Below are 23,614 nucleotides of genomic sequence, written 5' to 3'. Positions count from 1 at the left end.
TTTGCCGTTACGGCAGATTATCTTTCAGAAATATGTCGAGGCGGATGCGCTCCTGCGCCTCGATGACGGAAAGTCCGTCCGCCTTCGCCTTGAGGACGCGGATAGCGCTGCGCACCTCATGGCCTGCATTCTGGTTCAGAATTGCATCAATCGTTCCATCAAGGAGCGCGGCGCGAGTATGGGCCGTCAATTCGTGCGCGACGACCGTCAGCGACCGGTCGACCGCCTTTTCCTTCAGTGCCTTGATCAGGCCGCGATTACCGGCGCCGAGGCTGTAGACGCCGATGATGCCGCTTTTCTTCGACAACGCATCCGCCACCAGCATATGCGCCATGTCAGGATCGTCGCGCCCCTCAATGACGGGAAGGATGGAGAGCGATGGAAACTCCGCGGCCATGACGGCAGCAAAACCCTCGAGGCGTTCGCGATGGTCGCGGACCAGCATCGAGCCGGCGAGCACCGCGACCTCCCCCTTGCTGCCGCCCAAGAAACGCCCCAGCAGCCGTGCGGCTGTGCGTCCGGCGGCAATATTGTCGACACCGGCATAGTGATGCCGCTGCGAACCGGTGAGATCCGAAACCAGCGTCACGACGGGAATACCGTCCTTCACCAGCCGATCGACAGCGTCGCGCACCTCAGGCGCATCGGTGGCGACAAGCGCGACCCCCGAAGGCCGCTCTTCTCCAAGTTCGTCCAGAACCCCGACGAGCGCGCCCGGATCGAACGCCGGCACCTCGACGGTGCGGATTTGCGTTCGCTCCACGGACGACCGCGCAATCGCGGCTTGCACCTCGTCATTCAGCCCATGCATGAAAGAATTGTCGCTGGTCGGAAGGATGAACACGAGCGGATAGGTCCGGCCCTTGGCGAGATTGGCAGCGGCAACGTCCCTGACATAGCCGATCTCGCGAATGGCGTTCTCGACCTTCTCGCGCGTCACGTGACGCACGCCCGGCCGCTGGTTCAAAACCCGGTCAACGGTTGCCAGGCTGACGCCTGCCGCAGCAGCGATATCGTGGACTGTTGGTCTCATCTCTCCTCCTGACGAGACCTTTAGCTCCAAATTTGATGTACGTAAATCAAAAACTGCAAACGTTTCCGTTCACGTCAAATCTTTATGCAAAAAATGAGGGCCGGCGTGGTGTCCCAGGCCGGCCCTAAACCCTGATTTCAAGAGTGGTCAGTGGCCTCCGCCGCCACCACCTCCGCCTTGGGGTGCAGGCTTGTCCAGCATCGCGACGCCCAGGATCATCGCCAGGAACAGCACGGTCAGCATCAGGAAAACATCACTGAAGGACAGGACGATTGCCTGCTTCGTCACGAGCCCGACCATCTGCTTGATGGCAACAACCGCGCCATCCATGCCGTAGGCGTCGAAGTTCGCCGCCATGTTGTTCATCTGGTCGATCGCGGCGGGATTTCCCCAATCGATATTCTCGCGCAGCCGCTCGTAATGAACATCCTGCCGGTTCGTCAGCACGGTGTTGATGATCGCCAGCCCCACGGCGCCGCCGAGGTTACGAGTCAGGTTGAAGAGGCCCGACGCGCCGCGCATACGGGCCGGCGGCATCGTGCCGAGCGCGATATTGTTGATCGGCACCATGCACATCATCAGCCCGAAGCCGCGGAAGATCTGCGGAATGAGGAGCTCGTAGAAGTCCCAGTCCTGGGTCAGATGCGTCATGATGTAGGTACCGGCCGCGAAGCTGGCGAAACCGATCACCATCATCAGCCGCAGATCCATCTTCGTCGATAGCTTTCCGGCAATTGGCGCGGTGAAGAACATCGCGAGGCCCGATACGAACATCGTTTCGCCGATCATCAGCGAGTCATAGCCGCGAATGCGCCCGAGGTAGACGGGGTAGATATAGGTCAAGCCATAGAGGCCGATACCCATGACGAAGGAAAACACGGAGCCGAAGGCAAAGTTTCGGTTCGTGAAGGCCCTCAGGTCGACGACCGGGAAATCAACGGTGAAGGCCCGATAGAAGAAGACAACGGCAGCGATTGCAGAGGCGATCGCGCCCATGAAGATATAGCTGTCGTTGAACCAGTCGTTGGAATTGCCTTCCTCCAACACATACTCAAGCGCGCCGAGGAAGACGCCCATCGACAACAGGCCCCACCAATCGAACTTCTTGATCAGCGCGAATTCCGGCTTATCGAAATCGATGAAATTCCAAGTGACGATCGTCACAATGATGCCCGGGACAATGTTGACCAGGAACAGCCAGTGCCACGAGAAGGCGTGGCTGAGATAGCCGCCGACCGTCGGGCCGATGGTCGGAGCAAGCGTGGCGATCAGGCCGATGATCGGCGAGACGATGCTGCGCTTGGAGGGCGGGAAGATCGTGAAGGCTGCCGCAAAGACCGACGGAATCATGCCGCCGCCGATGAAGCCCTGGATGGCGCGGTAGACGATCATCTGGTCGATGTTCGTCGCCGTAGCACAGAGCGCGCTCGCCATGGTGAAGCCAGCAGCGGAAGCCGCAAACAGGTATCGTGTCGAGACGATGCGCGCGAGCGTGCCCGACAGCGGAATCATGATGACTTCGGCGATCAGATAGGAGGTCTGCACCCAGCCGATCTCGTCCGAACCAGCGCTGAGGCCAGCCTGGATTTCGGCAAGCGATGCCGACACGATCTGGATATCGAGGATCGACATGAACATGCCGAGCACCATCGCGAAGAACGCGATGAGCTTGCGTGGATCCATATGATCCGTGGCCGCTGGAGTGGCCGGAACGGTTCCAACTGTTGCGCTCGCGGCCATCGGCCTACCTCGTCAGGATTTACTTGGTCGCATCCGGCGCCGTGCGCGTGTCGACATCAACAACCACGCTCAGGCCTGCGCGCAGGCGACCGCTGTCGAGAGCATCCTGCGGCAGCGAGATACGAACCGGCACGCGCTGAATGATCTTCGTGAAGTTGCCCGTGGCGTTTTCCGGGGGCAGCAGCGAGAAGACGGAGCCGGAAGCCGGCGAAATCGATTCAACCGTGCCGACGATCGGATGGTCGCCATAAGCATCGACATGCACGTTGACCTTGGAGCCCGGCACCAGATGTTGGATCTGCGTTTCCTTGAAGTTCGCGTCGATAAAGAGCTGACGAACCGGGACGAGCGCCATCAGACGCTGGCCGGGCGACACCAGATCGCCCTCCTGCACCGAGCGATTGCCGACGACGCCATCATAGGGCGCTTTCAGGACCGTGAAGGAGAGATCGCGGGCAGCCTTGTCGCGCGCAAGCTCGAGCTGGCGGATCGTGCCTTCGGCCTCGCGGCGCTGCGCCTGCAGCAGCGTTACATTTGCTTCCGCGGATGCGATCGCCGCATCACCGCCAATCAGGTTTGCCTTTGCCTGGTCGAGAGCAATGTTCGCGGCGTCGAGGTTAGCGGTCGTACCGACAGACTTGGATTGCAGTTCCGCGGCGCGGGTCTGTGTGATCTGCGCACCGCGAACGGTGGCTTCCAAAGCCGTCTTCTGGGCCTTGGCCTGGTCGAGGCTTGCCTGACCACCGGCAATCTGCGCGTCAATACGCTGCAGCGAGAGCGTTTCGGTATCGAGAGAAGCCACCGCCTGATCGAGGGCGAGCTTGTAGTCGCCGTCGTCCAGCGAGGCCAGAACGTCGCCGGCCTTGACATTCTGGTTGGCAACGACGTTCACCTTGGCGACATAGCCGGTAACCTTCGGCGAGATCGTCGCGATATCGCCTTCGATGTAAGCGTCGTCGGTCGAGACCAGGAAACGGCCCGTCGTCCACCAATCGTAGCCGTACCATGCGGCGCCTGCGAGCAGCGCAAGGCCGATGATTGGCAGGGCAAGACTGCGCTTTTTCTTCTTCTCAGCGGGAACGGCCTGCGTGTCGGCAGGAGCCTGCGGCGCGCGCGGTGCTTCCGCGGTGGGGACTGCTGCTTCCTGAGCCTTGCCCTCGGTTTCAGCAGGTTCGCTGACGATGCGGGCAACATTGGCTTTTGGACTGGACGACATGGGCGACTACCGGCAAATTGAGTGAATTTAATCGAACTGAACGGTTCGGTTCAGTTGACATAGAACCTTTTTCCATTCATATCAAGCTGTATCGAACCACCCGGTTCGATTTTATTAACGAAAAGTTCGCTGATGCGGATATGGTTAAGGAGCTATGACAGAGCTTTCCGATACGCGCGTGGATGAGTTTCCCTCGACAGGCGGCCGATGGGCCGCGGGCGAAGACCCTGCCAAGCGCAAACAAATTCTCGACGGCGCCCGCCGCGTTTTCATGAAACTTGGCTTCGATGCCGCGAGCATGAACGATGTAACGCGCGAGGCGGGAGTTTCAAAAGGAACGCTCTACGTCTACTTCGCCAACAAGGAAGAGCTCTTCACCGCGATGATGGAGAGCGAGCGCGCGGCGTTCGTCGCCAGCGTGCGCAATACTCTCAAGGAATCCAATGATCCCGACGTTGCGCTGCACGACTTCGGGATGACCTTTGTCAGCCATCTGACCGAGGATAAGGTCATCAATGCGATGCGTACGGTCATCGGCGTCCGCGACCGCATGCCGCATCTCTGTCAGCGCTTTTTCACCGGCCCCGAGAACATCCGGACGGTGCTGAAGGACTTCCTGACGAGCCAGGTCGAGGCCGGCCGTTTCGAGATCGACGACATAGAGCTTGCCGCCCGCCAGTTCCTGGAGCTCTGCGGCGGAAGCTTCTTCAAGCTGCGGCTGTTCGGCGACATGGACGCCCCTCCTCCGCGCGAGGAGATGGATCGCGTGGTCAACGGCGCCATCCGCGTCTTCACCGCCGCGTACGGCACCAAGAAGCGATCCTGAACCCACACCTTTGATTTCTTTCTCCGTCCGCGCCAGAATCCCGCAACAGGGATCAAACGCGGCCTGCTGCCCTTCGCTATGAAGGGAATGCAGCCAGGGAGAAGAAATGAGCGCCGTCGGACGTGCGATCTGGTTCATCGAAAGTCATTTCGGCAACGACATTACTCTGGAAGAGATTTCGGACGTTGCCGGCCTTTCGCGCTACCACCTCTCGCGCGTCTTCGGACTCGTCACCGGGCATTCGATCAGCGGCTATATCCGCGCCCGCCGTCTGAGCGGCGCGGCACGGACGCTCGTCGATCAGCCGGAGAGCATTCTCGAGGTTGCCCTCGACGCGGGTTATGGCTCGCACGAGGCATTCACTCGCGCCTTTCGCGACCAGTTCGGCCTGACACCTGAGGCCGTCCGCAAGCAGGGGCACACGCGCAACCTCGCACTACTGGAGCCGATCAGAATGGATCCCGCCCGCCTTCCCGAACTCGAGCCGCCACGATTTGAAACCTTGCCGCCGATGCTATTTGCCGGCTTGCAGGAGACATATCCCTATGGCGGCAATGCCGCGATTCCCTCGCTCTGGCAAAAATTCAATGTTCATTTCGGCAGCATTCCCGGCCAGGTCGGCAATGTCGCCTATGGCGTCTGCACGCACATCGAGGGAGAGACAGAGAAATTCCGCTACATGGCGGCCGTGGCTGTCGACGACAGCAGCGACCTGCCGGACGGCTTTGCCACGTTGAAGATACCCGGTCAGCGGTATGCGGTCTTTGCTCATCGCGGCCACGTCTCCGGCATTCCCGCTACGATGCACCAGATTTTCGGGAGCTGGATGCCGAACGCAGGCATGGAGTTCGGCAACATGCCCGACATGTTCGAGCGTTACGACGACCGCTTCGACCCCTATACCGGCATGGGCCTGACGGAAATCTGGATTCCCATAAAGGAATAAAACGCGCCTTGCTTTCGTATATCCCCTTGCGCGCTTGCCAAGGCAGGCCGCGTCCGTACATTGCGAGCGTCAATTTGTGTGGCGCAAGGGGATAAACGCCGATGCAAGACATTATGATGCTCGTTCAGGACCCGGCCGCCTGGGTGGCCCTCATCACTCTGGTGGTGATGGAAGTGGTCCTCGGGATCGACAACCTCATCTTCATCTCGATTCTCACCAACAAGCTGCCACCTGAGCATCGCGAGAGAGCACGCAAGGTCGGCATCGGCCTTGCCCTCGTGCTGCGACTTGCCCTCCTCGGCATGGTTGCCTGGATCGTTACGCTGACGACGCCGGTCTTCGAACTGTTCGGTCACGGCTTCTCCTGGAAGGACATCATTCTGCTTGTCGGCGGTCTGTTCCTGTTGTGGAAGGCGACGAAGGAAATCCATCACAACGTCGATCCGGCCGATCACAACGAGGATTTCATTGTTTCATCAGCAACAAGAGGCGTTACCGCAGCGATCGGCCAGATCCTGCTGCTGGATATCGTCTTCTCGGTCGACAGTATCATCACCGCCGTCGGCATGACCCCACACGTCCCCATCATGGTCGTCGCCGTCGTTGTGGCCGTAACCGTCATGCTGGTCGCGGCAACGCCGCTCGCGAACTTCATCGAGAGGAACCCGAGCATCGTCATGCTGGCGCTGGCCTTCCTGATGATGATCGGCATGACGCTGTTCGCAGAGGGCATGGGCTACCATGTGCCGAAGGGCTACATCTACGCCGCGATGGCCTTCTCGGCGCTGGTGGAGGTGCTCAACATGTTCGCCCGCAATGCCCGTCAGCGGAAAAAGCAGGGCGGCCACTGAGTCGCCATGGGCACGGCAATGGGGCCGTGCCCTAGAGCATGTCCCCCAGGGTCCAGTGGTTGCCCCATCGGGCATCGATCTCGTCATCGACGTTTTGATAGCGGATATCCGTCGACAGTCTGATCCTGTTCGAGGCGCTTTGGTTCGTGGTCGAGGCGTGGATCATGTAAGGGCTGTGCAACACGACATCGCCGGCCTCGTAGTCGGCGACCAGCCAGCGCGTATCGAAGCGCTCTGCCATGTCGGGCAGGTCCTTCGATACCCAGCCGCCCTCGGTCATGTTGCGGTTGAAGGCACTGATCTTTTCTTCCGCAGACAGGTCGAGGCTCTTTCTGGAAAACTCCTCCTCCATGCGCACACCGATGGCATGCGAGCCCTCGAGGTACACGAGACCACCCATGTCGACTGGGGTGTCGCCGATCGGAATCCAGGCCGTCACCAGCCGGTTGGTGCCGCCACGTAGATAGACCAGATCGTAATGCGCCGGCGTCGCTGTCGTCGTACCGGGTTGGGTAAAGCGCATGATCTTGCGTTTGTGCAGGTAGGAGATGCCGGAAAGAAACTCATCCATGAACTGCGCAAGCCGCGGCTGCGCGCAAAAACCCTCGAAGGCGACCGAGCGGACGAGCGACATCAAAATGCGATCCACCTGGCCTTTGTCCAAACCCGTGCCGGCGGATAGCCCGAGCATCGGATCGGTGCCTGGCGCGACGAGCCCGCCGCGCGCCAGATGCGAAAAAACCCAGCCGCGAAACGCATTGACCACTTGGGGATCGAGAAAGCGCTTCAACCAGACATAGCCGTTTTCGTGATAAAGCCTGCGGATCGCCTCCACGCCGATCGACGGATCCGTCGGCTTGAGTTCGCCCAACCGGTTCGCTGCGGTCGAAAGGACTTTCCCGTTGGCGACCAAGTCGATCGCCGGTGGTTGAGCTGGCCGCTGATCCAGGGCAAGACTTGACATTTCGATCACTCCAAAAGCGAAATGGACGATGCATATGTGAGACACTGGAGATAAACTTGCCATGGACGGAAAGAGCGACTGGACTTTTCGCTCATGACTGAAGCGCCGATCGCTCTCTATCGTTGGCCCTCTTCCGAAGGCATGGCGCTCGCCGTCACGGGGTTTGGCCGGCAGCGCATCGGAACGCGTATCACCAACCGCCGCCTGCCAATGCACGCGGTCGTCCTTGTCGAGGCCGGGGATGGCACGCTGCAGACAGCGAAGGCGGGCCTTCAAGAGATCAACGGGCCGTCGCTCTTCTGGTTGCCGGCCGGCACATTACATTCCTATGGCCCGACGAACGGAACGAGCTGGGAGGAGAGATGGGCTCTCTTCGAGGGGACGCTGATCGCAGACCTGATCCGCCAGCGCCTGATCTCGCCGACAGAACCGGTGGTGCGTCTACAGAACATGCGTGAGATGCAGCACCTCTTCGGCGCGCTTCATTCCGACTTTGCCGCAGGCGATCCGCTCAGCCTCGCTTCGGCGGCAGCGACGCTTCACCGCATCGCCGTCCAATCCGTGCGCCATGCGAACGCCGGCGGCGACAACGGGGCGAACGTCGAGATCGAGTTGATCATCGAGACCTTGCAGCGCCGGGCGTTCGAGCCGGTGGACATGCATTCGCTGGCACAAGAATTCGGCATGTCGCCGGCAACGCTGCGGCGGCATTTCCAGGCTGCCCTCGGCCTGTCGCCGAAGGCTTTCCAGCTGCGCCTTCGTATCGATCAGGCCAAGCAGCTGCTGACGACATCGGATCGGTCGATCGAGGCGATTGCGTATGCCGTCGGTATTGACGATGCCTTCTACTTTTCGCGGCTGTTTCAGGATCGCGAACACTGTTCGCCAAGCGAATTCCGCCGTCACTACCGCAGAACATGACTGTGGCCGGATCGAGTCCGGCCGCAGTCATGCATTGATTCGGTTCAATTGCGCTGTTCAGTGGGCGCCGGCGCCGCCACCGGGCTGCGCCTTGCGCGTGAGCAACAGGGCGAAGGCGGCAATGGCCAGCACGACGCCGATCACAGCGAAGGTGTCGCTAAAGCCAAGGATCAGAGCCTGGCGTCTGACGATCTGACCCAAGGCGACGATGGCTTTCTGGCTGGCGACTGCCGGATCGGAGACGCCGTGTGCCAGGAAGTAGTTGGTGGTTTGGGCGAGGCGATCACGAACCTCATCGCGAGCCAGCGTTACAGACTGCCCGATGATATTCGAATGGAACTGCTCGCGCTCGGTCAGGATCGTGCCAAGCGACGCCGTGCCGACCGCGCCGCCGAGGTTGCGCAGCATGTTCGTCAGGCCCGAGGCAGCCGCCGCATCCGACGCAGCAATACCAGCGGTCGTGATTGCGGTGATCGGGGTCAGGACCAGGGCCTGGCCGATCGCCCGCACGATGTTCGGAATCCAGAACTGATCACCGGCGTTGTTCGCTGACAGCGTGATGTTCATGAAGCAGCTGATCGCGAAGATCGAAATGCCGAGGAAACCGATATAGCGGGCGTCGAAGCGCTTCATCAGCAGCGGAACGAGGGGAATGAGCAGCAGCTGCGGCAGGCCGGTCCAGGCCAGGACATTGCCGATCTGCTCGGCATTGTAACGCTGCACCTGTCCCAGATACTGCGGCAGGATGTAGACGGTCCCGAACAGCGCGACGCCGACGAGCACATTGACGGCGACGCCAATGCCGAAGTTGCGCTGCTTCAGGAGACTGAGCTTCACCAGGGGCTTTTGAACCGTCAGCTCGATCCAGATGAAGGCAGCGAGGAAGACGAACGCCACGATGCTGAGCTTGACGACGAAAGGCGAGGAGAACCAGTCCTCCTTGTTTCCCTCCTCGAGCACCGTCTGCAGGGCGGAAAGGCCGATCGCCATGGTAACAATGCCGGCCCAGTCACCTTCCTTCAGCAGGTGGAGCTGCATCGGCTGCTTCTCGAGCGTCAGGGCAAGCGCAGCGGCCATGATGGCGCTCGGGAGCGCGTTGATGAAGAAAATCGTCTGCCAGCCGTAGTTCTCCGTGAGATAGCCGCCGATCGTCGGGCCAATGGCCGGGGCAAAGGTGACGGACAGGGCAAAGAGTGCGAGGCCGCGAGGCTGCTGAAACTTGGGCAGCTTGGTAAGCACCATGGTGAACGCCATGGGGATGAGGACACCGCCGGCAAATCCCTGCAGGCCACGCAGCAGAATCATCGTGCCGAGATCGTGGGCGAAGGCACAGGCGATCGAAAAGATCGGGAAGAGAACCGAATTGACGAGAATGTAGCGGCGGAAGGAAAAGACGCTGCTGAAATACGCCGTCAGCGGAATGACGACGATCTCACCGATCAGATACGACGTCGAGATCCAGGCGCCGTTGTCAACGCCGGTGCCGATGCCGCCCTCGATATCGAGGAGCGAGGCGTTGGTGATCTGGATGTTGAGGATTGCCATGAACGCGCCGATCATCCCGGCAAGTACGGCAATCCAATCCTTTACGCTGGCGCCCGGCTGGGAGACAGGGGCAACGGTTGCAGTTGTGGTAGACATGGCACCACCCTCATCCTCTCCGGTCAGGCCCCATCGGCCGCATCGGCGGCCTTGGTGTTGATGCTTGGCTGCACCGACATGCCGGGGCGAAGATCGCCGGCTGCTGCTCCATTGCCGTCGAGCACGATCTTGACCGGGATACGCTGAACGACCTTCGTGAAGTTGCCGGTGGCGTTGTCCGGCGGCAGCAGCGCGAATTCCTGGCCGCTGGCCGGTGCGATGCTGTCGACGTGACCGTGATAAGTGCGGCCCGGGAAAGTATCGACTTCGATCTCGACAGGCTGGCCGGCATGCACGTCGGTCAGCTGCGTTTCCTTGTAGTTCGCAACGATATAGGCCGCGCTGGTGGGAACGACCGACATCAGCTGCGTGCCTGCCTGGACGTACTGGCCAACGCGCAGTGTACGGTTGCCAACGGAGCCATCGACCGGCGCCACAATCGTGGCATAGGAGAGATTGAGTTCGGCCTGGCGCTCAAGCGCCTGGCTGCGGGTGAGCGCAGCCTTTGCCTGGGCAAGCTCGGCATTCAGAAGATCGACCTGCTTTACGGCTGCATCGAGGGCGGCGCTGTCGCGCACGATGGTCGCCTGTGCTGCCGCGATCTGCGAGGCGGCCTGCTGCGCGGTCTGGACCGGGGCGTAACCGTTGGTGGCCAGGCTCGAATAGCGCTTGTTGTTCTGCTCGGCGAACGTCTCGTTGGCCTTGTCGACCTCGACCGTGGCGCGGGCGGCGGCGATCGTCGATTGCTGGATTTGGAGGGCCGCCTCCTTCGCATTCAGCGTCGCCGCCGCGGCGGCAACGTCGGCCTTCGCCTGGTCGAGCGCGGCCCGGAAGTCGCGATCATCGATACGCGCAAGCGGCTGCCCCGCCTTGACGGTCTCGTTGTCGTTGACGAGTACCCGGGCGATGTAGCCGGAAACCTTCGGCGCGATCGCACTGTTGTCCGCCTTCACATAGGCGTCGTCGGTCGACACGTGGAAGCGACCGACCGTCCAGTAATCGTGTCCGTAGTAGGCACCCCCGGCCACGATCGCGAGGGCGGCTGCGCCAAGCAGGAGCGACCGGCCGGGTCGCTTGCGGGCTTGCGGCACGTCAGCGGCAGCGCGTGGCGCCTCCGCGTGCGGCGGCTTGCTCGCTTCAAGCGTTTCCGGGATCACCTCTGCGACCGCTACGGCGGTTGGATCGGCGTTGTTGTTCAGAGCATGCAGCTTCTGGGCGGTCATTGTTTTCTCCGGATCATGGCCGCCGTCGCAAGCGATGCAGCCTCTGATGCACAAAATGGAAAATTGACGTTTTCCAAAATATGCTCTATAAAATGGATGTCAACTTGAATTTGGAAAATACAGATGGTCCAAAATCACAAGATCGAGAGAAGGCCGCGCGGCAGACCGCAGGCGCGGTGCGACGAGGACACCAGGAGCGTCATCATCGAGGCTGCCAACAAGCAGTTTCACGCGAACGGATATGCAACGGCGTGCATCGCGGATATTGCGCAGGAAGCGGGCGTCTCGACGAAGACGCTCTACAGGCTGTTTCCGACGAAAGCCGACCTCTTTTCCGACCTGATCACCGATCGCATTGGACGCTTTTTGCTGGCTCTCGACCCGACTACGCTTGCCGCGGCCGATCTTCGCCAGGGACTGGAGCGGATGCTGATGGCTTACGGCATGCTGACGCTTTCGGACGACACAATCACGATGATGCGGCTTGTGATCGGCGAGTCCGACCGCTTCCCCGAGATCTCCGCTTCCTTCTACGAAAAAGCCATCGTCCGAACGAATGCGCTGATGGAGGGGTGGCTGCGCAAGCAGGTTGATCGCGGCGTCATCGCTCTCGAAGACCCGCATGCGGCCTGCGGCATGCTGCGCGGCATGATGGCCATGGAGCCCCAGCGCGCCGCCATGCTGCGCCAGCAGCCGGCGCCGGGGATTGAGGAGATCGCGGCCCGGGCGAAAATGTGCGCCGACCTGTTTCTGAACGGCGCAGCAGTCGCTCCGGCTTAATAGCCGGTCTTAGGCGGTCTTTGAAAGTTCCTTGTCGATGGCCGAAACCAGTCGCTGGTCATCTGCCGTCACGTCAGGCGCAAACCGCGCCACGATCTTGCCATCGCGACCGATCAGGAACTTTTCGAAGTTCCAGAGAATTTCACTCTTATCGTCGGTCGCCAGGCCATTGCTGCGCAGCCGCTCCCGCATCGGACCTTCGCCGACGGCAGTCCCGGCAGCCGCCGTCAGGTTCTGGTAGAGCGGATGCTTGTCCCCGCCCTTGACGGAGATCTTCGAGAAGATCGGAAACTTCACGTCATAGGTCAGCGTGCAGAACTCGACGATCTCGGCATCCGTACCCGGCTCCTGCCCCTTGAAATTGTTTGCCGGAAAGGCGGCAATCACGAAGCCGCGCTCTCGCTTGTCCTCATAGAGCTTCTCAAGCCCTTCATATTGAACGGTGAGGCCGCATTTGGAGGCGACATTGACGACCAAAATCACCTGGCCGCGGTGATCGTTCAGCGTTGTCTCGCGACCATCGGCCAGCTTCACCGGTATATTCAAAAGGTCCGTCATCGCTATCTCCACCATGAATTCCGCCGCGGAAGCTATACCCAACGGAGCGTTTGTCCAGCGGGCAGATCCGGTCCACTGACAAAATCAATTAAAACAGCTAGTTTGCGCGTCGAGAGCACGGGAGGGCGCAACGAAAGATGGCACTGGAATCGCTGGTGGCGGCCGTTGTCTTTGCTTTGCTCATGACAGCCTCGATCGGAACGATGCTGACCTATTCAAAGCTGCCTGTGCATCACCGGCAGGACGAGACCAACACCGTCGTTCGGCTCGTCGCCAACATCTTCGTCGTCATGACATCGCTGGTCTTCGGCCTGATGATCAATTCCTCGAAGAACACTTTCGGCGAGATCGACAAGAACGTTCACGCGTTCGCAACCCAGATCATCCTTCTCGACCGGACCTTGCGGACCTATGGCCTCGAGGCCACGGAAACTCGCAAGCGTCTGGAGAACTACGTCGAAAAGGCTCTCACCAATCCGGCACGCGCCGCGCCGGATCCGCTGGTCAAAAGCGACCGCACAAGCGAGATTGCCCTCAACGCCGTCGGAGACAGTCTGGCACTGATCGTGCCTTCCGACCCGGGCCATGTGGTGTTGTGGAACGACGCTCGCCAGCAATATCAACGGATCGTCGAGCAGCGCTGGGTCATCGTGGAACAGTCGGAAGGCGTCATCCCAAGGCCGCTCATAAGCATGCTGACGGCGTGGCTGACGTTGATCTTTGCGAGCTTCGGCTATCGCGCGCCAAGAAACATCATTGTCGTGCTGATGTTCACCATCTCCGCGCTCCTGATATCGCTATCGATCTTCATCGTGCTGGATATGGATATTCCATTCTCGGGCTGGATCCAGATCTCCGACACACCTCTTCGCAGGGCGCTTGCCGAGCTTCAACAATAGCAACTGCGAAGCACCGCGCCGTCCTGGAAGGAGCGACCCAGTGTGGCCACGGCATCACAGTTAGCGAACCGCAATCGTCGGCCAGTCGATGAGGTCGGCCTTTGCACCGGCCAGCGTGTTGCGGCTCTGGGAGACCACATCGTGGGGAAAGCCGAGCGATATCGCGCTCGCGTCATCGAGGCGCCGAACCTGCTCCTCACTAAGCTTCACGTCCAGCGCGGCAAGGTTGTCGGCAAGCTGCTCAGCCGTTCGCGGCCCGATGATCGGCAGCGTGCCCTTGTGCAGCACCCAGGCGATGGCGATCTGGCCGGCCGGCACGCCGGTTTCCTCGGCGATTGCCAGAACTGTATCGACCGTTGCCGTCTTGCGCGCATCGCTTTCGGAGTGAATGACGACGCCGAGCCCCTGCTGGCGGCCAGTTTCGCCCTTGCGGTACTTACCGGTCAGCAGCCCGCCGCCGAGCGGCGACCAGCCGACAGTACCAAGGCCAAAGGCCGCCGCCATCGGCAGCAGCTCGCGCTCGGACGTACGCTCGACGAGGCTGTACTCCAGCTGCAGAGCCGACAGTGGCGCCCAGCCACGAAGCTCGGCAAGCGTGGCACCAGTCGCCACGCGCCAAGCCGGGAAGTCGGAAAGTCCGGCATAGAGGATCTTGCCCGAGCGGACGAGATCATCGAAACCTCGCATGATCTCGTCGATCGGCGTTACGGCATCCGGCATGTGCGCCCAAAGAAGATCGATCCGATCGGTGCCGAGCCGCTTCAGGCTTGCCTCGACCGACTGAACCATGGCCTTGCGGCTGTTGCCTGTACGCTGGAGGCCGGCCGCGTGACGATCACCGAGCGAGAACTTCGTCGCGACGACCATGTCATCGCGGTCGCTCGCGATGAACTCGCCGACCATCGTTTCCGACTGGCCGAATTGATACTGGTCGGCCGTGTCGATGAAGTTGCCGCCGGCGTTGCGGTAGCCATCGAAGACCACCTTGGCCTCCTCGCGACTGGAACCGTAACCCCAGCCCGTCCCGAAATTGCCTGTGCCAAGTGCCAGGCTGGAGACACGAAGTCCGGTTCGGCCGAAAATCCTATAGCGCATTGTCATTGCCTTCCTTGCTTCCTTGGTCAATTTTAAATGACGATCGTCATTCATTTGCATTTAAATGACGGACGTCATATAATTTGTCAAGAACAAATGATGAGAGCCTCAAATGCGCCCAACAAAGGAACAGGCGAACCAGAACCGCCAACGGATCATCGACACGGCCGGTCGGCTCTTTCGAGAGAAAGGAATTCATGCTGTCGGCGTCGACGAAGTAATGAAGGGCGCCGGATTGACGCATGGTGGTTTCTACGGCCACTTCAAATCGAAGGGCGACCTTGCCGCGGAAGCCGTCAGCCACGCCCTTTTGGAAAGCCTACGTTCCGAACCCGCCTACGCCACGCTCGGTGCGTTGGCGAAGAATTATCTATCGAGGGCACATCGAGATGCGGCGGACAGCGGCTGCACGGTTGCGGCTCTTGGCCCGGAAATCGCCCGCCTCCCCAAGGGGCAGCGCGGCGGGATCACCGACTACGTTCGCGCACGCATCGAGCAGGTCGAACAGATCCAGGCGCAGCAGGGGCAAACGGTCGATCGCGGCAAGGCCATAGCAGATCTCTCAAGCCTCGTCGGAGCCCTCGTCATGGCGCGCGCCGTCGATGACCCTGCCCTCTCGGACGAAATCCTCACTGAAACGATCCGTATCCTCGACGGGCGGCGTTAGGAACTTTGCCCGCGGCGCGGCATTGATTAGTCCAGCGGAGCTTACAGTTATCGGTACGGCGGGCACTCGCCGGTGCCGACCTCAAGTTGCTGGAATCGCATGACAACGCAGCAGATCCTCGCCTTCGGGCTCATCGGCCTGATGATGGCAGTCTTCATCTGGGATCGGTTTCGCTATGACCTGGTTGCCTGTTGCACTCTCGTGCTGGCCATCTGCGTCGGTATCGTGCCTTTCAACCGGGCATTTTCGGGCTTCAGCGACGACATCGTGATCATCGTCGGCAGCGCCCTCATCGTCAGCGCCGGCGTGGCGCGCTCGGGGATCGTCGATACAACGATCAAGCGCTTCTTTCCGAACCTGACCAAGCTGCATGCGCAGCTCGCGCTGCTGCTCATTGTCGTCGCGCTTCTGTCGGCCTTCATCAAGAACATCGGCGCGCTTGCGATCATGATTCCAGTCGCCTTCCAATTTGCTCGAAAAAGCGGGAGGTCTCCGTCGCTTTACCTGATGCCGATGAGCTTTGCCGCGCTACTCGGCGGGTTGATGACGCAGATCGGCACCTCACCAAACATCGTGGTCTCGCGGCTTCGCGGCGAAATCACCGGGACGCCTTTCACGATGTTCGACTTCACACCCGTCGGCGCGACGCTTGCTCTGGTTGGCATCGTCTTCTTGATCCTTTTCCACTGGCTCGTTCCCGAACGGCAGAACGAGAACCCATCGCTTGAGGAAGCGTTGGATTTGAAGAACTATTTCTCCGAAGCAACGGTGGTCGAAGGCTCCGGCTTCGAAGGCAAAAAGCTCAACGAGCTCCTGCAGCTCGGCGATGGAGAAGTGGTCGCAACCGCGATCCTGCGCGGGCATTCGCGCCTCGCGCCGTTCCCCGACGTTCTCCTGAAGCCGGGCGACACGATTCTGCTGGAAGGGCGTCCTGAAGCCCTGGATCGCGTCGTTTCCAACGCCAAACTCAAACTTTCAGGCAAACCGATCCCCGAAGCAAAGACGGAGGGCGACGTGACTTCGATCGAAGCAGTGGTCTCCTCCGAGTCCATGCTGATCGGGTGGTCCGCGCGCCAGCTCTCGCTCTGGAACCGCCGGCGCATCAACCTGCTTGCGGTCAGCCGGCACGGGCACAGGCTGACCGAACGGTTGAGCGAAGTCACCCTGCGCGCCGGCGATGTTCTTGTGCTGCAAGGCAGCCGTCGAAACCTGCCGGGCTTCCTGCAGGAATTCTCCTGTCTCCCATTGGCGCAGCGCGAAATCATGCTCGGCACGCCGCGCAGAGCTTACGTACCGCTGCTGATCCTTGCGACAGCGATGGGGATGACGGCGGCCGGAATGGTTCCGGTTTCGGTCGCCTTCTTCTGCGCCGCGCTGGCGATGGTCGTTTTTCGGGCCATCCCCCTTGCCGAGGTCTACAAGGCGGTGGACGGCCCGATCCTCATCATGCTTGCCGCGCTGATCCCCGTCTCCGACACATTGCGAACGACCGGCGGAAGCGATCTGATTGCCGGGTGGCTGGGGCACTTCGCCGCCCAGATGCCGCCCTTCGGCGCGCTGACTCTGATCGTCATCACCGCCATGGCGGTAACGCCGTTCCTCAACAATGCGGCAACGGTTCTGGTCATGGCGCCAATTGCGGCGAGCTTTGCCCACACGCTCGGCTATAGACCGGAGGCCTTTTTGATGGGGGTCGCCATCGGCGCTGGCTGCGATTTCCTGACGCCGATCGGCCACCAATGCAACACGCTGGTCTTCGGTCCCGGCGGCTATCGTTTCAGCGATTACCCCCGCCTCGGCCTGCCGCTGTCATTCGTCATCGTCCTCGTCAGCGTACCTGTCCTGCTCTACGTCTGGCCTGTCCATCGATGCGATCGCCCATTTTCCTTGACGCGCGCGGTCGAATATGGCCTTAAGGCCAGCCAAATGGGCAATCGGCGGATGAACGGGGGCAGTGCCCTTTTCCGGCCGGTTTCCTGATCCAGTTATCTGCATTCTTTCCGGCCGAACGTCGCTTTCTCAGGCAAGCCGTCCGGCATTCATTTGACGGGCACATAAAATGACAGCTTCCGGCGTCCGCGTCCGCATTGCTCCCTCGCCGACCGGCGAGCCGCATGTCGGCACTGCTTACATCGCTCTCTTCAACTACCTTTTCGCCAAGAAGAACGGCGGCGAGTTCATTCTGCGCATCGAAGACACCGATGCGACGCGCTCGACCCCGGAATTCGAGACCAAGGTGTTGGACGCGCTGAAATGGTGCGGCCTCGAATGGAAGGAAGGTCCTGACATCGGTGGCCCCTACGGCCCGTACCGTCAGTCCGACCGCAAGGACATCTACACCCCATACGGCCAGGAACTGCTGGACAAGGGGCATGCGTTCCGCTGTTTTTGCACGCCTGAGCGTCTAGAGAAGATGCGCGAAGAGCAGCGCGCCGCCGGCAAGGCGCCGAAGTATGACGGCCTCTGCCTGAAGTACTCGGCCGAAGAGGTCTCCGCGAAGATGGCCGCCGGCGAAGGCTCCGTGATCCGCATGAAGATCCCGACCGAGGGCTCCTGCGACTTCACCGACGGCGTCTATGGCGATGTCAGCATTCCGTGGGATTCCGTTGACATGCAGGTCCTGATCAAGGGCGACGGCATGCCGACCTATCACATGGCAAACGTCATCGACGACCATCTGATGCGAATCACCCATGTCGCGCGCGGCGAAGAATGGCTGGCATCCGTGCCGAAGCACATCCTGCTTTACCGCTACTTCGGTTGGGAGCAGCCGGTGTTCATGCATCTGTCGCTGATGCGCAATGCCGACAAATCGAAGCTCTCGAAGCGCAAGAACCCGACGTCAATCTCCTACTACTCCGCTCTCGGCTATATCCCGGAAGCGCTGATGAACTTCCTCGGCCTGTTCTTCGTGCAGATCGCCGAAGGCGAAGAGTTGCTTGATATGGACGAGCTTTCCGAGAAGTTCGATCCCGAAAACCTTTCGAAGGCCGGCGCCATCTTCGACATCCAGAAGCTCGACTGGCTGAACGGCCGCTGGATTCGTGAGAAGCTGTCCGAAGAGGAGTTCCAGGCCCGCGTGCTCGACTGGGCGATGGAGAACGATCGCCTGAAGGCGGGCCTGCGCCTGTCGCAGTCGCGCATTTCCAAGCTCGGCGAACTACCTGACCTCGCAGGCTTCCTGCTGAAGTCCGACCTCGGCGTTGACCCGTCGGCCTTCGCCAAGATCAAGTCACCGCCGGAAGAGATCCTCGAGATCCTTAACACCGTCCAGCCGGATCTCGAAAAGATCCTCGAATGGAACGTCGAGACGATCGAAGCCGAGCTACGCGCCATTGCCGACCGCATGGGCAAGAAGCTGAAGGTCGTCGTGGCCCCGCTCTTCGTCGCAGTATCAGGCTCGTCGCGCTCGCTGCCGCTCTTCGACTCGATGGCGATCCTCGGCCGTTCCGTCGTGCGTCAGCGGCTGAAACTGGCCGCCCAGGCAGTTGCCTCCCTCGTCGGCCCGAAGAACTGAACCGGACGTTTGCATCATGACTGAAAAGACCGAAACAGCGACCCTTTCCTCCGACGCGACCGAGGTCCGCGCCCAGAAGCTGAAGCTGCTGCGCGAACAGATCGGCGAGGTCTATCCGGCGCATTTCCACCGGACCATGACCAATGCCGAACTGGCGGAGAAGTACAAGGACCTCGAATCCGACGTCGAGACGCAGGATGTCGTGACCGTTGCCGGTCGCGTCTATTCCTCGCGCAACTCCGGCATGTTCATGGATATCCATGACGCCTCGGGCAAGATCCAGATCTTCAGCCACAAGGACGTGACGCCGGAAGAAGCCCGCAACATGCTTGGCATGATCGATATCGGCGATATCATCGGCGTGACCGGCACGGTGCGCCGCACGAAGCGCGGCGAGCTGTCGATCAACGCTCGCGAAATCACCATGCTGACGAAGTCGCTGCTCCCGATGCCGGAGAAGTGGCACGGCGTTTCCGACGTCGAGATCCGCTATCGCAAGCGCCACCTCGACATCATGACCAACGAGGAATCGAAGCTCCGCTTCCAGCAGCGTTCGAAGATCGTGTCCGGCATCCGCCGCTTCATGGAAAACGACGGCTTCATGGAAGTCGAAACGCCGATGTTGCACTCGGTCTATGGCGGCGCCACCGCCGAGCCGTTCAAGACGCATCACAACACGCTGAAGCTCGACATGTACCTGCGCATCGCGCCGGAACTGTACCTGAAGCGGACGTTGGTCTCCGGCCTTACCGACAAGGTATTCGAGATCAACCGCAACTTCCGCAACGAAGGCGTCTCGACCCGGCACAATCCTGAATTCACGATGATGGAGTGCTACTGGGCCTATGCCGACTACGAGGACATCATGGACCTCGTGGAGCGGCTGTTCGAAAGCCTGGCACTGTCGATCCACGGCACGACGGAATTCCCCTTCGGCGACAAGACGATCTCCTTCAAGGGGCCGTTCAAGCGCGTGCCGATGCCAGACGCCGTCAAGGAAGTGACCGGTATCGACTTCCTCGCCATGAAGACCGACGAGGAAGCCCGCGCGGCTGCCAAGGCCGCCGGCTTCGAAGTCGAGAAGGACTGGACCTGGGGCGAATGCCTTGCCTTCATCTTCGAAGAAAAGGTTGAGGCCACGCTCATTCAGCCATCACACGTCACCCACTTTCCGAAGGACATCTCGCCCTTCGCCAAGGAAGTGCCAGGCGAGCGGCGCCTTGTCGAACGCTTCGAGACCTACTGCAACGCCTGGGAACTCGGCAACGCCTTCTCGGAACTCAACGATCCGGAAGAGCAGCGCCGCCGCATGGTCGAGCAGCTGGAGCAGGCGCACGCCCGCGGCGAAAAGGAAAAGCAGCTGGACGACGAATTCCTCGATGCGATCGACCAGGGCATGCCGCCCGCCGGCGGTCTCGGGATCGGCGTCGACCGCCTGATCATGCTGCTCACCAACGCCCCATCGATCCGCGACGTCATCCTCTTCCCGGCTCGACGCAGCAAGGCCGACTGAGCCGGCTTACCTGGAATAGAAAAAGGCGGCGACCCGTTGGGCTCGCCGCTTTTTTGTTGGAAAGGGTTAGTGGCCGGCTCCGGGCGCGGCTTCCGGCGCAGCAGGCTCTTTGGCAGGTGCGGAGCCATGTTCGCCGCCTTCCGCGGGCTTTACTTCCTTTGCCTCTGCTGTCTTCGCAGTTTTCTTGCCCTCTCCTTCGCCGCCCTTGGTAGCGGCAACGGCGATGGGATCGATACAGTCCGAATAGTCCCTGAAGGACGCGTTCATCGCGGTTATCTCGTCCTCGGGTAGATCGACGCGTTCGCCGAAGAACAGCCCGTTGTCCGCCGCCTCCCCGTCATAGTAGCGGGCGGTGTAGGTCTTGGCTTCCGTGCTTTCGAGGACGGGATCGGGATGCGGAATATAGACGACGTCAGCGCCGATCGCCCTGCCGCGAATATCCGAGCGCAGCGTCGGTCCGTTGGTATCGAGAACGACGACTTGCACGAGATCGGGCCTCTGCGCATCGTAGATCGTCTTGGCGACGCGAAGCGCGGTCTTGACGCGAGTCATGCCATCGGTCGGCTCGGTCTTGATATATTTACGGATCCAGACGCGGTTCTGCTTCTTGATGGTGACGAGATTGACGTCGGTGCAGGAGAGGCCGTTCATCGTCTCTGCGGAAGGGCCAAGGAGCCTATCCTTGCCGATAAAAAGCGCGGCACCGCCGGAGACGCCCCCGAGAAGGGCGACGCCAGCGATGATAAACACCAATTTCCGGGAAGGCCGGAAGATGCGCAGTAGGGCCTTCACGCCAACTGCTCCGCCATTAACAAGCTCCAACGCAATACGAGTGGTTTCGACGCTAGAGAAATGACGTTTCCGAATACTTAAACGCGGGCTCTAAGTTTGCATCAGTATGGGATTAACACCAAAAAAGGTCCAAGCTTTCCCTATGCTTGCCAATGTCCTCACGGCCATGCTCTAACGGCTGATGGCCTTCACGCTTCGCCAGATCCAGTACTTCGTTGCCGTCGCCGAGCAGGGCTCTGTAACGCGCGCCGCGCAGAACCTTTCGATCTCGCAATCGTCGGTCACGGAGGCCCTCAAGGAGCTTGAAACCGACCTCGGCGTCGAGCTTTTCGAGCGTCATCCACGCGGCCTGACGATCACCCACAATGGCCATCAGTTCCTTCGCCATGCGACGAAAATCCTGGCAAGCGTGACGGATGCGCGCACCAGCTTTTCCGGCAAGCAGAACGAGATCTCCGGCAAACTCAACATCGGCGTCACCTCGCTCGTCGCCGGCTATGTGCTCTCCGACCTCCTGGCCCGCTATCGCCGCGCCTGCCCGGGCGTCGAAGTCAGCGCAATCGAAGACAATGGCGGCTATCTCGAGCACCTGCTGGTCGGCGGCGAACTGGATGTGGCCGTCATGGTCATTTCCAACCTGCGCGACCGCATGGCCCTGCAGGCAGAGATCCTGGAGACGTCACCTTACCGGTTGTGGTTGCCCATGGGCCATCCACTCGTTTCCGCCGACATCATTTCCGTGGCGGACATCGCTCGCGAACCGCTGATCATGCTGACCGTCGACGAAATCGAGGAAAACACCGGCAAGCTGCTGTCGGCGCTTGGCGCACGGCCGCATGTCGCCTTCCGCACGCGCTCGGTGGAAGCGGTACGCAGTCTGGTCGCGACCGGTGCCGGCGTGGCGCTATTGCCCGACCTGGTCTATCGCCCCTGGTCGCTGGAAGGCGACCGAATCGAGAGCCGTGACGTGTCCGGCTCCCTTCCGGTCGTCCAGGTCGGCATGGTCTGGCGAAAGGGCTCGAGTTTGCCGCAAGCGGCGCGCGACTTCGTGGGCATCGCAGAAGCCCTGCGATCCGGCCGGCCCCGGTGATCCTTCGGACGATATCGGAAATTCCGATATCGCCTTTCTGATAAATGAATTTGCGAAACCGGAAAATTCAGCGCACCTTTCAACCGGGAACATAACGCCACGAAAAGTGGCAACAACCGGGAGACATCAGATGAAATATCTTCTGAAATCGTGCACTGCTGCCCTCGCGAGCGTGAGCTTCGTGACGCAGGTTGCCGCAGCCGAACCGCTGAAGGCGCTTGGCAAGGGCGAAGGTGCTGTCAGCATCGTAGCCTGGGCGGGCTACATCGAACGCGGTGAAAGCGACAAGAGCTACGACTGGGTCACCGGCTTCGAAAAGGAAACCGGCTGCAAAGTGTCGGTCAAGACGGCGGCGACCTCCGACGAAATGGTCTCGCTGATGAACGAAGGCGGATTCGACCTCGTCACGGCCTCCGGCGACGCGTCGCTTCGCCTGATCGCAGGCAAGCGTGTCCAGCCGATCAACACCGATCTCATCCCGAGCTTCAAGAACGTCGATCCGCGCCTGCAGAAAGGCGCATGGTACACGGTCAAAGACGTCCACTACGGCGTTCCCTATCTCTGGGGGCCGAACGTGCTGATGTATAACACCGATGCCTTCAAGGATAAGGCACCGACCAGCTGGAAGGTCGTTTTCGAGGAAGAAACCCTTCCCGACGGCAAGTCCAACAAGGGCCGTGTCCAGGCCTATGATGGTCCGATCTACGTTGCCGATGCCGCTCTCTTCCTGATGGCGCACAAGCCGGAACTCGGCATCAAGGATCCCTATGAACTGAACGAAGACCAGTACAAGGCGGCGCTCGACCTGCTGCGCGGCCAGCGCAAGCTCGTCTCCCGCTACTGGCACGACGCGATGATCCAGATCGACGACTTCAAGAACGAAGGCGTCGTGGCCTCCGGTTCCTGGCCGTTCCAGGTCAACCTGATGCAAGCCGACAAACAGAAGATCGCCTCCACCTTCCCGGAAGAAGGGGCCACCGGCTGGGCTGACACGACCATGCTGCATGTCGACAGCGAACACCCGAATTGCGCCTACATGTGGATGGAGCATTCGCTGCAGGCCAAGGTCCAGGGCGATGCCGCTGCCTGGTTCGGCGCCGTTCCTTCCGTTCCCGCTGCCTGCAAGGGCAACGAGCTGCTGACCGACGAGGGTTGCTCAACGAACGGTTATGATCACTTCGACAAGATCAAGTTCTGGAGAACGCCGACGGCCAAATGCGCAACGCAGGGCGAGTGCGTACCGTATCACCGTTGGGTCTCCGACTATATCGGTGTGATCGGCGGACGATAATCCGCCCGCACAACCTCTCCTTCTCCGCAAGCGGAGAAGGCGCCCGCTGAG

Annotated in this window: 21 protein-coding genes; 12 read left to right on the top strand and 9 right to left on the bottom strand. The window is 60.7% G+C overall.

The genetic code is table 11. The annotated features are described in order from the left end of the window. Positions 1-7 precede the first annotated feature (7 nt). From IB244_RS12405 to IB244_RS12395, 3 genes are all read right to left on the bottom strand, one after another. Entirely contained in the window at positions 8-1,033 is a 1,026-nt protein-coding gene (locus tag IB244_RS12405) for a LacI family DNA-binding transcriptional regulator (RefSeq protein ID WP_018856524.1), read from the bottom strand. Positions 1,034-1,180: 147 nt separating this feature from the next. After that, a complete protein-coding gene (locus IB244_RS12400; protein WP_018856523.1) occupies positions 1,181-2,773 on the bottom strand; it encodes a DHA2 family efflux MFS transporter permease subunit in 1,593 nt (530 codons plus the stop codon). Positions 2,774-2,792: 19 nt separating this feature from the next. Further along, the gene (locus IB244_RS12395) at positions 2,793-3,989 is read right to left on the bottom strand and encodes an HlyD family secretion protein (protein ID WP_113471957.1); all 1,197 of its coding nucleotides are present in this window, start codon (positions 3,987-3,989) and stop codon (positions 2,793-2,795) included. Between the two features lie 154 nt (positions 3,990-4,143). On the opposite strand from IB244_RS12395, the gene IB244_RS12390 reads away from it, so the two are divergent. The 3 genes from IB244_RS12390 (at position 4,144) to IB244_RS12380 (ending at position 6,612) form a co-directional block, all read left to right on the top strand. Next, the gene (locus IB244_RS12390; protein ID WP_018856521.1) at positions 4,144-4,815 is read left to right on the top strand and encodes a TetR/AcrR family transcriptional regulator; all 672 of its coding nucleotides are present in this window, start codon (positions 4,144-4,146) and stop codon (positions 4,813-4,815) included. Positions 4,816-4,921: 106 nt separating this feature from the next. Then, positions 4,922-5,761, top strand: coding sequence for an AraC family transcriptional regulator (locus tag IB244_RS12385; RefSeq protein WP_018856520.1), 840 nt, complete (start codon positions 4,922-4,924; stop codon positions 5,759-5,761). Positions 5,762-5,862: 101 nt separating this feature from the next. Beyond that, positions 5,863-6,612 (top strand): TerC family protein, encoded by a 750-nt coding sequence (locus tag IB244_RS12380; RefSeq protein WP_025658875.1) that lies wholly within the window; start codon positions 5,863-5,865, stop codon positions 6,610-6,612. A 31-nt stretch (positions 6,613-6,643) separates the two neighbouring features. On the opposite strand, the gene IB244_RS12375 is transcribed toward IB244_RS12380, so the two are convergent. Then, positions 6,644-7,576 (bottom strand): phytanoyl-CoA dioxygenase family protein, encoded by a 933-nt coding sequence (locus IB244_RS12375; RefSeq protein WP_192304382.1) that lies wholly within the window; start codon positions 7,574-7,576, stop codon positions 6,644-6,646. Between the two features lie 93 nt (positions 7,577-7,669). On the opposite strand from IB244_RS12375, the gene IB244_RS12370 reads away from it, so the two are divergent. After that, the gene (locus IB244_RS12370; protein WP_192304380.1) at positions 7,670-8,497 is read left to right on the top strand and encodes a helix-turn-helix transcriptional regulator; all 828 of its coding nucleotides are present in this window, start codon (positions 7,670-7,672) and stop codon (positions 8,495-8,497) included. A gap of 57 nt (positions 8,498-8,554) precedes the next feature. Here IB244_RS12370 and IB244_RS12365 read toward each other — a convergent pair whose 3' ends face one another. Beyond that, positions 8,555-10,138, bottom strand: a complete 1,584-nt coding sequence (locus IB244_RS12365; RefSeq protein WP_192304378.1) for a DHA2 family efflux MFS transporter permease subunit — start codon at positions 10,136-10,138, stop codon at positions 8,555-8,557. Positions 10,139-10,161: 23 nt separating this feature from the next. Continuing rightward, positions 10,162-11,361: an HlyD family secretion protein gene (locus tag IB244_RS12360; protein ID WP_192304376.1), complete on the bottom strand. Its 1,200-nt coding sequence runs from the start codon at positions 11,359-11,361 to the stop codon at positions 10,162-10,164. Between the two features lie 123 nt (positions 11,362-11,484). Here IB244_RS12360 and IB244_RS12355 point away from each other — a divergent pair, with 123 nt between their 5' ends. Next, entirely contained in the window at positions 11,485-12,141 is a 657-nt protein-coding gene (locus tag IB244_RS12355; protein ID WP_018856514.1) for a TetR/AcrR family transcriptional regulator, read from the top strand. Positions 12,142-12,150: 9 nt separating this feature from the next. On the opposite strand, the gene IB244_RS12350 is transcribed toward IB244_RS12355, so the two are convergent. Then, positions 12,151-12,699 carry a glutathione peroxidase gene (locus IB244_RS12350; RefSeq protein ID WP_018856513.1) on the bottom strand — a complete coding sequence of 183 codons (549 nt, stop codon included), beginning with the start codon at positions 12,697-12,699 and terminating at the stop codon, positions 12,151-12,153. 137 nt (positions 12,700-12,836) lie between these two features. Between IB244_RS12350 and IB244_RS12345 the strand changes: the two genes are divergently transcribed. Beyond that, entirely contained in the window at positions 12,837-13,598 is a 762-nt protein-coding gene (locus IB244_RS12345; RefSeq protein ID WP_018856512.1) for a DUF4239 domain-containing protein, read from the top strand. Between the two features lie 60 nt (positions 13,599-13,658). Here IB244_RS12345 and IB244_RS12340 read toward each other — a convergent pair whose 3' ends face one another. Further along, positions 13,659-14,693: an aldo/keto reductase gene (locus tag IB244_RS12340; RefSeq protein WP_026371710.1), complete on the bottom strand. Its 1,035-nt coding sequence runs from the start codon at positions 14,691-14,693 to the stop codon at positions 13,659-13,661. Between the two features lie 112 nt (positions 14,694-14,805). Here IB244_RS12340 and IB244_RS12335 point away from each other — a divergent pair, with 112 nt between their 5' ends. The 4 genes from IB244_RS12335 (at position 14,806) to lysS (ending at position 20,390) form a co-directional block, all read left to right on the top strand. After that, entirely contained in the window at positions 14,806-15,360 is a 555-nt protein-coding gene (locus tag IB244_RS12335; protein ID WP_018856510.1) for a TetR/AcrR family transcriptional regulator, read from the top strand. A gap of 99 nt (positions 15,361-15,459) precedes the next feature. After that, a complete protein-coding gene (locus IB244_RS12330; protein ID WP_246734403.1) occupies positions 15,460-17,340 on the top strand; it encodes an SLC13 family permease in 1,881 nt (626 codons plus the stop codon). Between the two features lie 79 nt (positions 17,341-17,419). Further along, a complete protein-coding gene (gltX, locus tag IB244_RS12325; RefSeq protein ID WP_025658866.1) occupies positions 17,420-18,877 on the top strand; it encodes a glutamate--tRNA ligase in 1,458 nt (485 codons plus the stop codon). A gap of 16 nt (positions 18,878-18,893) precedes the next feature. Continuing rightward, on the top strand, positions 18,894-20,390 hold the full coding sequence (lysS, locus tag IB244_RS12320) for a lysine--tRNA ligase (RefSeq protein WP_018856507.1): 1,497 nt from the start codon (positions 18,894-18,896) through the stop codon (positions 20,388-20,390). Between the two features lie 66 nt (positions 20,391-20,456). On the opposite strand, the gene IB244_RS12315 is transcribed toward lysS, so the two are convergent. Next, complete coding sequence (locus tag IB244_RS12315) at positions 20,457-21,182, bottom strand: hypothetical protein (protein WP_113471964.1); 726 nt, start codon at positions 21,180-21,182, stop codon at positions 20,457-20,459. Between the two features lie 181 nt (positions 21,183-21,363). Here IB244_RS12315 and IB244_RS12310 point away from each other — a divergent pair, with 181 nt between their 5' ends. Continuing rightward, entirely contained in the window at positions 21,364-22,272 is a 909-nt protein-coding gene (locus IB244_RS12310) for a LysR family transcriptional regulator (protein ID WP_018856505.1), read from the top strand. Positions 22,273-22,402: 130 nt separating this feature from the next. Further along, positions 22,403-23,563: an ABC transporter substrate-binding protein gene (locus IB244_RS12305; RefSeq protein ID WP_192304374.1), complete on the top strand. Its 1,161-nt coding sequence runs from the start codon at positions 22,403-22,405 to the stop codon at positions 23,561-23,563. Positions 23,564-23,614: the final 51 nt, after the last annotated feature.

Origin of the sequence: Rhizobium sp. RHZ02 (assembly GCF_014851575.1) — a bacterium.
Taxonomy (GTDB): Bacteria; Pseudomonadota; Alphaproteobacteria; order Rhizobiales; family Rhizobiaceae; genus Rhizobium; species Rhizobium altiplani.
Note: the sequence above shows the minus strand (reverse complement) of the source record. Positions and strands in the feature narration are given on the sequence as shown.

Bases quoted from the DNA above. Each gene is read 5' to 3' on its own strand.
- IB244_RS12405 (WP_018856524.1), bottom strand. From the start codon at position 1,033: ATGAGACCAACAGTCCACGATATCGCTGCTGCGGCAGGCGTCAGCCTG.
- IB244_RS12400 (WP_018856523.1), bottom strand. From the start codon at position 2,773: ATGGCCGCGAGCGCAACAGTTGGAACCGTTCCGGCCACTCCAGCGGCC.
- IB244_RS12395 (WP_113471957.1), bottom strand. From the start codon at position 3,989: ATGTCGTCCAGTCCAAAAGCCAATGTTGCCCGCATCGTCAGCGAACCT.
- IB244_RS12390 (WP_018856521.1), top strand. From the start codon at position 4,144: ATGACAGAGCTTTCCGATACGCGCGTGGATGAGTTTCCCTCGACAGGC.
- IB244_RS12385 (WP_018856520.1), top strand. From the start codon at position 4,922: ATGAGCGCCGTCGGACGTGCGATCTGGTTCATCGAAAGTCATTTCGGC.
- IB244_RS12380 (WP_025658875.1), top strand. From the start codon at position 5,863: ATGCAAGACATTATGATGCTCGTTCAGGACCCGGCCGCCTGGGTGGCC.
- IB244_RS12375 (WP_192304382.1), bottom strand. From the start codon at position 7,576: ATGTCAAGTCTTGCCCTGGATCAGCGGCCAGCTCAACCACCGGCGATC.
- IB244_RS12370 (WP_192304380.1), top strand. From the start codon at position 7,670: ATGACTGAAGCGCCGATCGCTCTCTATCGTTGGCCCTCTTCCGAAGGC.
- IB244_RS12365 (WP_192304378.1), bottom strand. From the start codon at position 10,138: ATGTCTACCACAACTGCAACCGTTGCCCCTGTCTCCCAGCCGGGCGCC.
- IB244_RS12360 (WP_192304376.1), bottom strand. From the start codon at position 11,361: ATGACCGCCCAGAAGCTGCATGCTCTGAACAACAACGCCGATCCAACC.
- IB244_RS12355 (WP_018856514.1), top strand. From the start codon at position 11,485: ATGGTCCAAAATCACAAGATCGAGAGAAGGCCGCGCGGCAGACCGCAG.
- IB244_RS12350 (WP_018856513.1), bottom strand. From the start codon at position 12,699: ATGACGGACCTTTTGAATATACCGGTGAAGCTGGCCGATGGTCGCGAG.
- IB244_RS12345 (WP_018856512.1), top strand. From the start codon at position 12,837: ATGGCACTGGAATCGCTGGTGGCGGCCGTTGTCTTTGCTTTGCTCATG.
- IB244_RS12340 (WP_026371710.1), bottom strand. From the start codon at position 14,693: ATGCGCTATAGGATTTTCGGCCGAACCGGACTTCGTGTCTCCAGCCTG.
- IB244_RS12335 (WP_018856510.1), top strand. From the start codon at position 14,806: ATGCGCCCAACAAAGGAACAGGCGAACCAGAACCGCCAACGGATCATC.
- IB244_RS12330 (WP_246734403.1), top strand. From the start codon at position 15,460: ATGACAACGCAGCAGATCCTCGCCTTCGGGCTCATCGGCCTGATGATG.
- gltX (WP_025658866.1), top strand. From the start codon at position 17,420: ATGACAGCTTCCGGCGTCCGCGTCCGCATTGCTCCCTCGCCGACCGGC.
- lysS (WP_018856507.1), top strand. From the start codon at position 18,894: ATGACTGAAAAGACCGAAACAGCGACCCTTTCCTCCGACGCGACCGAG.
- IB244_RS12310 (WP_018856505.1), top strand. From the start codon at position 21,364: ATGGCCTTCACGCTTCGCCAGATCCAGTACTTCGTTGCCGTCGCCGAG.
- IB244_RS12305 (WP_192304374.1), top strand. From the start codon at position 22,403: ATGAAATATCTTCTGAAATCGTGCACTGCTGCCCTCGCGAGCGTGAGC.